Genomic DNA, 12,188 nt, shown 5'->3' on the forward strand with positions numbered 1-12,188 from the left:
CTCATGGCCTCACCGGCTGCCATAGAACTGTCACGGTGGCAGTTCGCCATCACGGCGATCTTCCACATGTCCTTCCCGGCCCTCACGGTCGGCCTCTCCGTGCTGCTTGCCGTCGTGCAGACCGCGTACGTACGCACGGGCAACCCGCTCTACCAGCAGATCTTCCGCTTCTGGAAGAAGATCTTCGCGGTCGGCTTCGGCCTCGGTGTCGTCGCGGGCACCGTGATGACCTTCGAGTTCGGCCTCAACTGGGGTGTCTTCGCCCACGCGGTCGGACCCGTCATCGGGGTCACCATCGGTATGGAGGTCATCACGGCCTTCTTCCTGGAGGCCGGCTTCATCGGCGTCATGCTCTACGGCGAGGGCCGGGTCAAGCCGCGCACCATGGCCTTCGCGTCCTGGATGGTGGCCTTCGGCACCCTGCTGTCCACCACCTGGATCCTGTCCGCCAACAGCTGGATGCAGGACCCGGCCGGCTACACCGAGGCGGCCGGCCAGTTCCACCCGAGCGACTGGGGCGAGGTCCTGCTCAACCCGGCCTTCACCTACCGCTTCCCGCACATGCTGCTGGCCGTGCTGATCAGCGCGAGCTGGTTCGTCGGCGGCATCTCCGCCTGGTACCTGGTCAAGCAGCGCCGGGCCGCGCTGCCGTTCGCCCGCCGCTGCCTGTCCATCGCCCTCGGCGTGCTCGCCGTCCTGATGCCGATCCAGCTGTACGTCGGCGACGCCACCGCCGTCTTCATGGCCCAGCACCAGCCCGCGAAACTCCAGGCGTTCGAGGGGAACTGGCGCACCGACAACAACGGATACAACCTGGTCGTCGTCCCCGACACCGGCCAGGGCGCGAACGACCTGCGGATCACGATCCCGCACCTGGGTGCGGTGATCGGCCACGACCTCACCGGCAAGGCCGAGGTGCCCGGCCTGCTGCAGACCCCACCCGACCAGCGGCCCAACATGTGGAGCGCCTTCTACGGCTTCCGCGCCATGTACTTCACCGCCCTGGCCATGTTCGCCACCGCCCTCGCGGGGCTGGTGCTGCGCCTGCGCAGGCGGTTGTTCGACTCCCGCCGCTTCCTGCGCTGGATGGTCTGGATGACACCGGCCGGCGTCCTCGCCATCACCGGTGGCTGGATCACCGCCGAGACCGGGCGCCAGCCCTGGGTGGTCTACGGCAAGCTGCGCACCTCCGACGCGCTGTCGCACCTGACCACCGCCCAGGCCGCGACCACCCTGACCGCCTTCGTGCTCCTCTACACGACCCTGCTGGTCATCTGGGTCCGCTACATCGTCCGGACGGTCAAGGCCGGCCCCGAGGCACCCGCGGGCGCCGTCGCGACGACCACCTTCGGAACGGAGGCCTCCGTTGCTTGAGTACGCCACCTACGCGCTCGTCCTGCTCTCGCTCGGCATGTACGTCGTCCTGGACGGCTACGACCTGGGCGTCGGCATGCTCAGCCTGTTCGCCAAGGGGGAGGGGCGGCGCGAGTACGGCGAGCTGATCGCCACCGCCTGGGACGCCAACGAGAGCTGGCTCGTGCTGGCCGGCGTCGCCCTGTGGGCGGGGCTGCCCGGCGTCTACGCGACCGTGCTGCCGGGGGTCTACCTGCCGCTGATCGGCATGCTGCTCTCGATCATCCTGCGCGGTATGGGGCTGGAGTTCCAGAGTGCCGCCGCCGGCTACCGGCGCGGCTGGGCCCTGCTGTTCGGCGCGTCCTCCCTCGCGGCGACCCTCTGCCAGGGCCTGGTGCTCGGCGGCGTGCTCTCCGGACTGGAGCAGCGTGACGGTTCGTTCAGCGGGGGCGCCTTCGACTGGCTCACCCCGTACAGCGTGCTGTGCGCGCTGGGTCTGGTGGTGCTCTACCTGCTGGCCGGCGCCGCCTGGCTGCAGGACAAGACCGAAGGCGCCGCCCGCGAGCGGGCGGGCCGGGCCGGGCGCCCGCTGCTGGTGGGCACCACCGTGGCCGCGCTGATCCTCGGGTTCGGCCTGGAGGTCGCCGATCCGGAGAAGTTCAGGTTCGACGAGCCGGTGCGCGCGACGCTGTACTGGATCGCGGTCGCCGGTGCGGTGGCCGCGGGTGCGGTGGCCTGGCACGGCTTCGGGCGGCGGCCGGACTGGCGGCCCTTCGTGGGTGTGGTCGCGGCCCAGGTCTGCGGTCTGCTGGCGCTGGTGGCCGCGACCGCGCCGGTGGTCGTACCTCCTGGGCTGACGCTGCACCAGGCGTCCAGCCCGTCCAGCTCGCAGACCTTCCTCGTGGTCGGCGTGGGGCTGTGCATGCCGGTGGTGTTCGCCTACAACGCGTACGCCTGGTGGGCCTTCCGCGGCAAGTTCACGCAGGCTCCCGAGGCGCCGCTCGCCCCGCTCCGGGTGCGCGCGAGGGAATCCCGCCAAGTCCGGCCCGAGCCGGGTGGCTTCGTGGTCGTCGTCCGGCGCGCGCTGCTCACCGTGCTGGGTGTCGGGCTGGCGGCCGTGTCCCAGGACGTCTTCGGCGGCGTCGCCGACTGGATCGACCCCGTGGGCATCGCCCTCCTCTCGGCGACGGCCCTGGTCGCCTGGATCCTCGGCGACCGGCGGGACCAGCGGGACGGGGTCTTCGATCTCGACCCGGACGACGCGGACTCCGCCGGGGCCGGGACGTGAGCGTCTCAGCCGCACTGCTGACCGAGCTCGGCGACGAGCGGGCCCGGGGCCGGGACGACGAGGTGTCGGCCCGGCTGCACGCGTGGGCCGAGCCCGGTCGCGGGGAGCTGCGGCGGGCGGGCCTGCTGCGCGGGCTGGCCCCACTGGGCACCGTGCTCTGGGCGGCAGGTCTGGCCTGGGCCGCGCAGCGCGGGCTCACCGGCCAACACGGCGGACGGCTCCCGGTGCAGGTCCTGCCCGGCGCCGGGCTTGTGCTGGCCGGTCTGGCGGTCCGGTCGGTGCTGCTGTCCACCGCCGACGCGGCTGCCGCGCGCGGTGCCCGCCGGGTGCGCGCGGCCCTGCGCGAGCGTCTGCTCGCCGCAGCTCTGCCGGCGCACGGCCCCGCCCGCCCCGGCATCGGTGACGCCGCCCTCGCCGAGTCCCTGACCGGCGAGGTCGCCCGGCTGACCGAGTGGCTCACCGAGTACGTCCCCGCCCGCACCACGATGCTGCTGGGCAGCGGCCTGACGCTGGCCGCCATCGCGGTCCGCAGCTGGTTCGTGGCACTGATCCTGGTTGCCGCCACCCCGCTGCTGCCCGCCAACCTGAAGGTCATCGGCCTGGGCACGCAGGCCGCCGTCCACGCGCAGCTGACGGCGGTGCGCGGCCACAGCGCGCGCCTGCTCGACCAGTTGCGCGGCCTGCCAACGCTGATCGGACTGGGTGCCCGGGAGACCGCCGCGGTCGCGCTGCGCGAGGACGACGAGGAACTGGCCCACCGCACGCAGACGGTGCTGCGGGTCGCCTTCCTCTCCACCGCCTGGATCGAGCTGCTGATCACCGGGACCCTCGCCGTGGTGGCGACCTACTGCGGGCTGGCGCTGCTCGACTACCTCCAGCTGCCGCTGGTGCCCGGCCGGATGAGCCTGGCCACCGCGCTCTTCGTGCTGGTGCTCACCCCCGCCTACTTCGCCCCCGCCCGGGACCTGGCCCGCGGCTACCACGCCCGCGCCGAGGCCCGCGCCGCGGCGGAGCTGATCGACGAGGTCCTCGGCAGCGCCGGCAGTGGGGGCGTGGCACCGGCCCGGCCCGCGCCGGACCGGCGCACCGGCGACGCGGTCGGCGTGCGGTTGGATCGGGTGACGGTCCGTCATCCCGATCGGGAGGACCCGGCGCTGGACGACGTGAGTCTCGACCTCACCCCCGGCGCGTTCCTCGCCGTCACCGGGCCCAGCGGCGCGGGCAAGTCGACCCTGCTCGCCGTCGCCGCGGGCCTGGCCGAACCCGCCGCCGGAACCGTCACCCACGAGCGGGAAGGCACCCGGCAGCCGCCGTCACCCGGCTCGGTCGCCTGGGTCGGCCAGCCCGCGCACCTGCTGCCCGGCACCGTCCGCGAGAACCTGCTGCTGGCTCGGCCGGACGCCAGCGACGCGGAACTCGCCGCCGCCTTTCGCACGCTCGGTTTCGGCGACCTGCTCGCCGACCTGCCGGGCGGGCTGGACACCCCGCTCGGCGAGCGGGGCAGCGGGCTTTCCTCCGGCCAGTCCCAGCAGCTCTCCCTGGTGCGGGCCCTGCTGCGGGACGCACCGCTGCTCTGCCTGGACGAGCCCACGGCTCACCTCGACCCGGTAGCGGAGGCCCGCGTGGTGGCGGCCCTGCGCACACTGACGCGCGGCCGGAGCGTGCTGCTCGCCACCCACAGCCCCGAACTGCTCCCGCTCGCGGACCGGACGATCCGCCTGGACCGGGGAAGGCCGCGATGAACGCCTGGAAACTGCTGCGCCACTCCATGCCCCGCCGCGACCTGGCCGTCGGCATCACACTGGCCGCGGCGGCGGAACTGAGCGCAGCGGCCCTGCTGGGCCTGTCCGGCTGGTTCCTGACGACCTGCGCGCTGGTGACACTGCTGGCCAACACGACCTGGTCGTGGATGTACCCGTCGGGGACGGTCCGGGCCCTCGCCCTGCTGCGCACCTCGCTGCGCTACCTCGAACGGCTGGTCAGCCACCGGGTCGTCCTCGCCACGACCGTGACCCTGCGCGGCCGCCTGGTCCGGGGCGCGGGCGAGCTGAGCGCGCGCGAGCTCCGCGCCCAACGCGACGGAACCCTGCTCGCCCGCCTGACCACCGATGTCGAGACGGTGGCCGGTCTGCCTGCCCAGGTCGTCGCGCCACTCGCCGGCTGCGCCGTCACCGCGGTGCTGGTGGAAGTGCTGCTACTGCGAGCGAGCCCGACACTGGGCGCGGCCGAGCTCGGCGTGTTCGCGGGCGGCACCTGGTGGGCGATCCGCACCGGGCGCCGGGCCCGGCGGCACCTCGCGGGTGCCGCCGCCGCGCGGGCCGGCGCACGGACGGACCTGATCGCCGCCCGGGCCGCCTTCAACGAACTGCGCTGCCTGGACGCGATGCCGCAGGTCCGAGGTGTCGTCGCGACGGCGCTGGAGCGCGAGGAGGCGGCGGCCGCCGCCGCGGCGGCCGAGCAGCGAGTGGGCCGCCTGGGCCTGCGGCTGCTCGCCGCCCTCGGCCAGGGTCTCGCCCTGCTGCTCGCGCTGCAGGCAGACGGCTGGTCGCAGCCGGTGGCCGACGCCGTCGGCGAGGTGCTGCTGCTCGCGGCGGTGTGGGACCTGCTGGAGCGCCTTCCGCAGCTGCTCCAGGAGCTGGCCGGCGCCCAGGACGCGGCCGCGCGTCTGGGCCCGCTCACCGCGACCGCCACCGACCGGCAGCGGCCCGCACCGACGCGGGGCAGCCCGGTGCTCACCGTGGCGGACCTGCCCACTGCCAACGGTGGGCGGCCACTCTCGTTCACCGTCCGTGCTCCCCGGCTGGTCGTCGTCACCGGCCCCAACGGCAGCGGGAAGTCCACGCTCCTCGGGCAGTTGGCCGGACGGCTGCCGACCACCTCCGGCCGGGTACGGCTGGGCGGCGCCCCCGTCGCGGACCTGCCCGCCGAGGCCGTCGCCGACGTGCTCACCCTGGTCGAGGCCGACGACTGGCTCGCCGACACGACCGTCTCGGCCAACCTGTGCCTGGCCGCACCACTCGCCGACCCGGAGCGACTGCGCGCCGCGCTGGCGACGGTCGGCCTCGGTGCCCTGCGCCTGGACACCCCGGTCGGCCCCGCCGGCCGCGCGCTGTCCCAAGGGCAGCGCCGCCGCCTCGCCGTCGCCCGCGCGATCCTGCGCCGGCCGCGCATCCTGCTGCTCGACGAACCCACCGCCGGACTCGACCGCCCGACCGCCGAGGCGCTGCTGCGCGAGCTGCGCCGGGTGCTGCCCGACTCGGCCCTGGTCCTCGCCCTGCAGGACCAGGACCTCGCACTGCTCCCGTGGCGCCCGGACGTCACGGTCGACCTGACCGGTGTGACGGCTCCTCAGCCCGCCTGATGCACCGGGGGATTCCCGCGCGGGGTGAGGGTCGTCCCGGGCAGGACGGGGGCGGGGAGGCGGTCTCCGGGGTAGCCTGTGACGCTGCCGAATCGGTCGGATCCGTTCTGCCAGGCCTCCCGGGCCTCGACGATGTCCTGGTGGTTGCGGCCGATGAAGTTCCACCACATGACGATCTGCTCCTCGAAGGGCGGGCCGCCGATCAGGACCGTCCGGGCCGGGGCGTCGCCGGTGTTGGCGAGGGTCAGCGTGGTGGCCCCGGGGGCGAGGTAGCCGAGTTCGGCCGGGCGCAGCGGCGTGCCCGCCATCCGGACGTCCCCGTGGTCGACGAGCAGGCCGTGCTCGAAGGCGGGGTCCACGTCGAGGGTGACGGTGGCATGCGGCCGGAGTGTGATCTCGGCGCCGAGCAGCGGGGTGAAGGTGGGGACGGGGGAGGTGTCGCCGGCCAGGGAGCCGAGGAAGACCCGAGCCTCGCCGCCGTCCAGCGGGACGGGCTCCGGTGCGTGGTGCTGGAAGTCGCGCTCGGCGTGCCGGTGCTGCTCGGGCAGCGCCACCCACAGCTGGACGCCGTGCAGGATGGTGGTCGCGGGCGTCGACACCTCCGAGTGGCTGATGCCGTGCCCGCCCGTCATCAGGTTCAGCTCGCCGGGGCGGACGAAGGCGTGGACACCGAGGCTGTCCCGGTGCTCGATCTCTCCGCTGAACAGCCAGCTCACCGTCTGCAGCCCGGTGTGGGGGTGCGGGGCGACGTCCATCCCGCCGCTCACGGCGACATCGTCGGGCCCGTAGTGGTCCACGAAGCACCAGGCACCGATCAGGGTCCGGGCCCGCTGCGGCAGGGTGCGCCGGACGGTCATCGCCCGCGGCCCGCCCAGCGGCACGTCCCGCGCGGGCAGGACCTCCACCCGGGGGCCGGCCTTCCGGTCCGGGGCTTCGCCGCGCGGCTCGACGGGATCGGTCTCGGTGGTGGTCACGGTAGGTCCCCTCAGTCGACTCTTCAAGAATGTTTCAGTTTCAACTATCATGCCATGGCGCAGTGCCGCCCGACAGTGATCCGCCAGAGGAGTTTCCGTGAGTGACGTGACAGCGACGGATGTGACCGTGACCCCGAGGCGCCGGCGGGTCTTCATCGACAAGCAGAGCCCCGAGACCTACCGCGCGATGCGCGCGACGGCCGAATCCGCCCGTGCGGGCGCGGCCGACGCCGGGCTGGACCGCAAGCTCGTGGAACTGGTCAACCTGCGCGTCTCCCAGATCAACGGCTGCGCCTACTGCCTCAACGTGCACACCAGGGCCGCCCAGCAGGCGGGCGACACCGCCCAGCGCCTGGGCACCCTCCCGGCGTGGCGCGACACCGACCTGTTCACCCCGCAGGAACGCGCCGCCCTCGCCCTGGCGGAGGCGACCACCAACCCGGCGGACGCCGCCTTGCAGGAGGGCGCCTACCGCGCCGCCCGCGAGGTCCTGACGGACGGCCAGATCTCCGCGGTGATCTGGGTGGCCATCACCATCAACGCCTTCAACCGGGTCTCCATCCTGAGCAAGCACCCGGTGCGCACGATCCCGACGCAGTGACACCCTGAGCGGTGTCCGCACGAATGGCGGCCGTTGTCCGCTACGGCGGCCGCGGCCGCTGATCACGAGTGGCCGCAGGATCGCGCAGCGGATGGATTGGTAGCCCGTGCACCGGCAGTGGTTGGAGCTGACCAGGGCGTCGACACACCCCAGGGGAGGAGCCGATGGCGGGGGCGGCCGTCGGAGCCCGGCCGCGCGAGCTACAACTACCAGGCCGGGCCGAACCGCTGGGGCTCCATGGCGCAGCGGCCGAGCACCTTCATGGACTGGAACGAGGGTGCCCGCCGGGTGATGGAGCACATCTTCCTGGTCGGCCGGGACAACCACGTCCGGCAGGGCCGGCGCGACCCCGACGGGACCGCCGAGACCGCCACGGAGGTGCCCGGCGGGGCCGAGTGCATCTCCGGCGTGTCGGCGGCCCGGCTGGGCTACCAGGACTACACCGGCGGACCGGGCAACTCCGAGTATGTCGAGCAGCACCACGAGTTGATCACCTGCATCGGCCTGGACGGCGACGTGTGGCTGAACACCTCGGACACCGGCGGCGGCCTGTTCCCCGATCACTCGCTGGTCGAGAAGGAGATCCAGTAGCACCCGGCCCGCGCTGCGAGGCACCGTGCGCCAGGACGCCGTGTGACCGGTCGGCGCCGCCTCCCGATGGAGGGAATCACTTCCGTCGGTGCAGCGCGTGACCCTCGGATTGTGCGCGGAGGGCACAGCACTCCTCCGTCGGTGCACGCTGATTGCGGCCGCCGCATGCGAGGACTCCCACGACGGTAGCCTCCAGCCATCGGGCTTCGGCCTTCGGGATGTGAACATCTCCCGAGCCGTGCAGGCGCGGACCGTCGATTTCCCGATTTCCTTGTTCAGACACGGGCCCAGGAGGTCTGCGCGTGAAGCATTGGACCAGGCGTGAGGACGAGAGGCTCCTCACCGGAAGCGGCCGGTTCGTCGCGGACATCGCGGTTCCGGGATGCCTCGACGCCGCGTTCGTGAGAAGCCGTGTCGCGCACGGGCTGCTTCGGGACGTGGACTGCGCTGCGGCCCGCGAGGTCCCCGGAGTCGTCGGGGCCTGGTCGGCCGCCGAGCTCCCGGACCTTCCCGCGGTTCCGCACACCCTGCTGGCGCGGCTGTCCACGGAGGAGGCCGTCGCGGGCCGGGAGTGGCCGGCGCTGGTCAAGGAGCGGGTGCGCTACCCCGGAGAGGCGGTCGCCGTCGTCCTCGGGGAGGACCGCTACCGCGCGGAGGACGGCGTGGCCGAGGTGACCTTCGCCATCGATCCGCTGCCTGCAGTGATCACGCCGGCTGCGGCGGCCATGGACGAACCCCGTCTGTTCGACGGCCTGAGCAACACCGCTCTGCGCGGGGAGGCCGGGCAGCCCGTCGACGACTCCGTCTGGCGTGAGGCCGCCGCCGTCGTGCAGGGCCGTTACCGCCAGCAGTTGCTGATGCCCAGTCCGATGGAGTGCCGCACCATCCTCGCCGTGCCGGAGGGGGACCGCCTGACGGTCTGGTCCGGACACCAGATGCCCCACCGGCTCAAACGCGAGCTCGCGGCGCTGCTCGGATGGTCCGCCGACCGGATTCGGGTCGTCGTTCCCGACACCGGGGGCGCTTTCGGCTCGAAGAGCGCCGCCTTCCCCGAGTTCGTGGTCGTCGCCCACCTGGCGGTCAAGCTCGGTAGGCCGGTCCGCTGGATCGAGGACCGGCTGGAGTCGATGCTCGTCGCCACCCGAGGCCGGGGCCAGGACCAGACCGTGCGTCTGGCGGCCGACGCCGAAGGCAGGCTGCTCGCCTACGAACTGAAGGTCGAGGCCGATGTCGGCGCCTATCCGCACCTCGGGGTGGGCCTGCCCATGCAGACCGTGTGGATGGCCACGGGCCCGTACACCACCCCACGGGTGCACGCGACCCTGCGCTCCGTGCTCACCAACACGATGGTGACCTACCCCTACCGCGGTGCGGGACGCCCCGAGGCGGCGATCGCCCTGGAACGGGCCATGGATCTGATGGCACGCCGACTGGACATCGATCCCGTGGAGCTGCGGCGGCGCAACTTCATCCCGCCTGAGGCGTTCCCGTACGAGACGCCCACCGGCCGACGCTACGACAGCGGCGACTACGCCGGCGCTCTGGACCTCGCCCTGGAGACCCTGGACTACGCCGCCTGGCGTGCCGAACAGGCTCGCCGCCGCGAGGATCCGCAGGCTCTCCCACTGGGCATCGGCGTCTCCTGCTACGTCGAACGCTCCGGCGGCGAGCCCGGCGGTCTGCACGAGTTCGGCAGCGCCGAGGCGCACGCCGACGGAACCGTCACCGTGCGGTGCGGTGCCGCGCCGAGCGGTCAGGGGCACGAGACGGTCTTCCCCGCCCTGGTCGCGAAGGTCCTCGGCATCGCGGAGGAGCGGGTCCGTCTCGTCGAGGGGGACACCGACGAACAGCCCGAAGGGCTGGGATCGTTCGCGAGCCGTTCCGCGCAGGTGGCCGGGGCGATGCTGCAGCACGTCGCCGCCATGCTGATCGAGCAGGCGCGCACGCGTGCCGCGCAGCTGTGGGGCCTGCTGGTCGACGAGGTCGAGTGGGCCGACGGGGTCGTCCGCGCGGCGCGGGACGACTCCGCCGTCGCCGACCTCGCCGAACTGGTGAAGGCCACCGGCCCGCTGCGCGTCGAGGACCGCTTCGAGGCCGGCATGGCGTTCCCCTTCGGCGCGCACGTCGCGGTCGTCGAGGTGGATCCGGAGCTCGGCACCGTCCGCGTGCTGCGGCTGGTCGCGGTGGACGACTGCGGCGTGGTGCTCAACCCCACCGTGGTGCGCGGCCAGGCGTTCGGGTCGGCCGTGCAGGGCCTCGGCCAGGCCCTCTACGAGGGCATGACCTTCGGCGAGGACGGCGTGCCCCACCTGGCCAACGGCTTCCTGGACTACCTGCTGCCGACCTACAGCGAGATCCCACCCATCGAGATCAAGGACACGTGCACCCCCAGCCCCGGCACCCCGCTGGGCGCCAAGGGCGCGGGGGAGTCAGGGTGCATCGGCACCCCGGCCGCCGTCGTCAACGCCGTGACCGACGCGCTGCGCCCCGCCGATCCCGACCTGCTGCAGATGCCGCTCACCCCGGACGTCGTGTGGCGGGCAGCGCGCGCCCCGAAGTTCGAGGAGGCCCCGAAATTGGAGGAGGACAGCCGGTGAAACCTGCCGCGTTCGACTACGTGCTGCCGAGCACGATCGCCGAGGCCGTCGAGGCACTCGGGGAGGGGAACCGACGGACCCAGGTGCTCGCGGGAGGCCAGAGCCTGCTGCTGGAGATGCATCTGGCACGGATCCGCCCGGACCTCGTCGTCGACATCAACCGCCTTGCCGGCCTGGACCGGATCGACGTCAACGGGAACGAGGCGCGTGTCGGCGCGCTGGTCCGACACCGCACCTTCGAGTCGGCGGACGCGGTGCCGGGGCCGCTCGGGAGACTGCTCGCCCTGGCGGTGGTCAACATCGCACATCCGCCCATCCGGTCCCGCGGAACCATGGCCGGGAGCTTCGCCTGGGCCCACCCGGCCTCGGAGTGGTGCGCGATCGGCCTCGCCCTGGATGCCACCGTGGAGGTGACCTCGCGCGAGGGGAAGCGCGAACTCGCGGTTCGGGACTACTTCCTCGGCCCGTACCGCACCGAGCGCAGGGCGGACGAGCTGATCACCGCCGTGCGACTCCCGCTGCTCGGCGATGAGTACGGGGTCGGCTTCATCGAGCACCGGCGCACCCACTTCTGCTTCGCGCAGGTGGCCGTCGCGGCGGCGGTGTCGGTGCGCGACGGGGTGGTGGCCGACGCACGCATCGGACTGGTCAACAGCGCCGACCGGCCGCTGCGTGCGCGGGCGGCCGAGCGGTCGTTGATCGGTACCGAGCTGCCGCCTCCCGGCAGCGGACACCCGCGCGGGGACCACCCGTTCGTCCGTGCCGGACAGATCGCCGCGCACGAGGACGCCGCGCCCGTGGCCGAACCCTACGGGGACGTCGCCTACAAGCGGCAGGCCCTGGCCGTTCTGGTGGCCCGGACGCTCACGGACGCGGACGCGGACCGACGGTCGCGCGCCGCCCGCAAGGGAGAGGACCGATGAAGATCACGCTCACCGTCAACGGCCGGGGCTACGAGCTCGACGTCGAGCCCCGGCGGCTGCTTGCCGACGTCCTGCGCGACGACTGCGGCCTGACCGGCACCCATCTGGGCTGCGAGCACGGCATCTGCGGCGCCTGCACCGTCCTGATGGACGGCCAGGCGGTCCGCTCGTGCCTTGTCCTGGCGGTCCAGTGCGACGGGAGCTCGCTCCGGACCGTGGAGGGCCTGGCGGACCCCGGCGGCGAACCCCACCCGCTGCAGCGGGCCTTCTCGGCCGAGCACGCACTCCAGTGCGGGTTCTGCACCCCGGGATTCCTGATGGTGGCCGCCGAAGCCCTCGAACGCGATCCGGCGATCGCCGACAAGCCGGAGGCCGTCGAGGCGGTCGTCGGTTCCAACATCTGTCGCTGCACCGGCTACGAGGCGATCCGGCGCGCGGTCACCCGCGCAGCACACGAGTGCCGGGGTGGCGAGTGATTCCCCGCCCGCAGCTCATCGGAA

Annotated in this window: 10 protein-coding genes; 9 read left to right on the forward strand and 1 reads right to left on the reverse strand. The window is 73.2% G+C overall.

All coding sequences use genetic code 11. From position 1 onward, the window contains the following. Positions 1 to 3: 3 nt before the first annotated feature. The 4 genes from ACFVWU_RS06230 to ACFVWU_RS06245 are packed head-to-tail and all read left to right on the forward strand — an operon-like array spanning position 4 to position 6,002. Entirely contained in the window at positions 4 to 1,374 is a 1,371-nt protein-coding gene (locus tag ACFVWU_RS06230; protein ID WP_387616314.1) for a cytochrome ubiquinol oxidase subunit I, read from the forward strand. Beyond that, positions 1,367 to 2,641, forward strand: coding sequence for a cytochrome d ubiquinol oxidase subunit II (locus ACFVWU_RS06235; protein WP_387616316.1), 1,275 nt, complete (start codon positions 1,367 to 1,369; stop codon positions 2,639 to 2,641). Before ACFVWU_RS06230 ends, ACFVWU_RS06235 begins: the two co-directional genes overlap by 8 nt. After that, the gene (locus tag ACFVWU_RS06240) at positions 2,638 to 4,383 is read left to right on the forward strand and encodes an ABC transporter ATP-binding protein/permease (protein ID WP_387616318.1); all 1,746 of its coding nucleotides are present in this window, start codon (positions 2,638 to 2,640) and stop codon (positions 4,381 to 4,383) included. Before ACFVWU_RS06235 ends, ACFVWU_RS06240 begins: the two co-directional genes overlap by 4 nt. Beyond that, complete coding sequence (locus tag ACFVWU_RS06245) at positions 4,380 to 6,002, forward strand: ATP-binding cassette domain-containing protein (protein WP_387616320.1); 1,623 nt, start codon at positions 4,380 to 4,382, stop codon at positions 6,000 to 6,002. Before ACFVWU_RS06240 ends, ACFVWU_RS06245 begins: the two co-directional genes overlap by 4 nt. Here ACFVWU_RS06245 and ACFVWU_RS06250 read toward each other — a convergent pair. Next, positions 5,990 to 6,976 (reverse strand): pirin family protein, encoded by a 987-nt coding sequence (locus ACFVWU_RS06250; RefSeq protein WP_387616322.1) that lies wholly within the window; start codon positions 6,974 to 6,976, stop codon positions 5,990 to 5,992. The genes ACFVWU_RS06245 and ACFVWU_RS06250 overlap by 13 nt on opposite strands. Positions 6,977 to 7,073: 97 nt before the next feature. On the opposite strand from ACFVWU_RS06250, the gene ACFVWU_RS06255 reads away from it, so the two are divergent. The 5 genes from ACFVWU_RS06255 to ACFVWU_RS06275 all read left to right on the forward strand — a co-directional run bounded on the left by ACFVWU_RS06255 (position 7,074) and on the right by ACFVWU_RS06275 (position 12,164). Beyond that, entirely contained in the window at positions 7,074 to 7,577 is a 504-nt protein-coding gene (locus tag ACFVWU_RS06255) for a carboxymuconolactone decarboxylase family protein (protein ID WP_387616324.1), read from the forward strand. Between the two features lie 237 nt (positions 7,578 to 7,814). Beyond that, positions 7,815 to 8,168, forward strand: a complete 354-nt coding sequence (locus ACFVWU_RS06260) for a hypothetical protein (protein WP_387616326.1) — start codon at positions 7,815 to 7,817, stop codon at positions 8,166 to 8,168. Between the two features lie 302 nt (positions 8,169 to 8,470). After that, positions 8,471 to 10,765 carry a xanthine dehydrogenase family protein molybdopterin-binding subunit gene (locus tag ACFVWU_RS06265; RefSeq protein ID WP_387616328.1) on the forward strand — a complete coding sequence of 765 codons (2,295 nt, stop codon included), beginning with the start codon at positions 8,471 to 8,473 and terminating at the stop codon, positions 10,763 to 10,765. Continuing rightward, complete coding sequence (locus ACFVWU_RS06270; RefSeq protein WP_387616330.1) at positions 10,762 to 11,688, forward strand: FAD binding domain-containing protein; 927 nt, start codon at positions 10,762 to 10,764, stop codon at positions 11,686 to 11,688. Before ACFVWU_RS06265 ends, ACFVWU_RS06270 begins: the two co-directional genes overlap by 4 nt. Then, positions 11,685 to 12,164, forward strand: coding sequence for a (2Fe-2S)-binding protein (locus tag ACFVWU_RS06275; RefSeq protein WP_387616332.1), 480 nt, complete (start codon positions 11,685 to 11,687; stop codon positions 12,162 to 12,164). The genes ACFVWU_RS06270 and ACFVWU_RS06275 overlap by 4 nt, the downstream gene beginning before the upstream one ends. Positions 12,165 to 12,188 lie beyond the last annotated feature (24 nt).

The organism is Kitasatospora sp. NPDC058190 (assembly GCF_042883685.1).
In the GTDB taxonomy this organism is placed as follows: Bacteria; Actinomycetota; Actinomycetes; order Streptomycetales; family Streptomycetaceae; genus Kitasatospora.

What these genes read in the sequence shown, in the direction of transcription:
- ACFVWU_RS06275 (WP_387616332.1), top strand. Translation starts at nt 11,685, where the DNA reads ATGAAGATCACGCTCACCGTCAACGGCCGGGGCTACGAGCTCGACGTC.
- ACFVWU_RS06260 (WP_387616326.1), top strand. Translation starts at nt 7,815, where the DNA reads ATGGCGCAGCGGCCGAGCACCTTCATGGACTGGAACGAGGGTGCCCGC.
- ACFVWU_RS06245 (WP_387616320.1), top strand. Translation starts at nt 4,380, where the DNA reads ATGAACGCCTGGAAACTGCTGCGCCACTCCATGCCCCGCCGCGACCTG.
- ACFVWU_RS06230 (WP_387616314.1), top strand. Translation starts at nt 4, where the DNA reads ATGGCCTCACCGGCTGCCATAGAACTGTCACGGTGGCAGTTCGCCATC.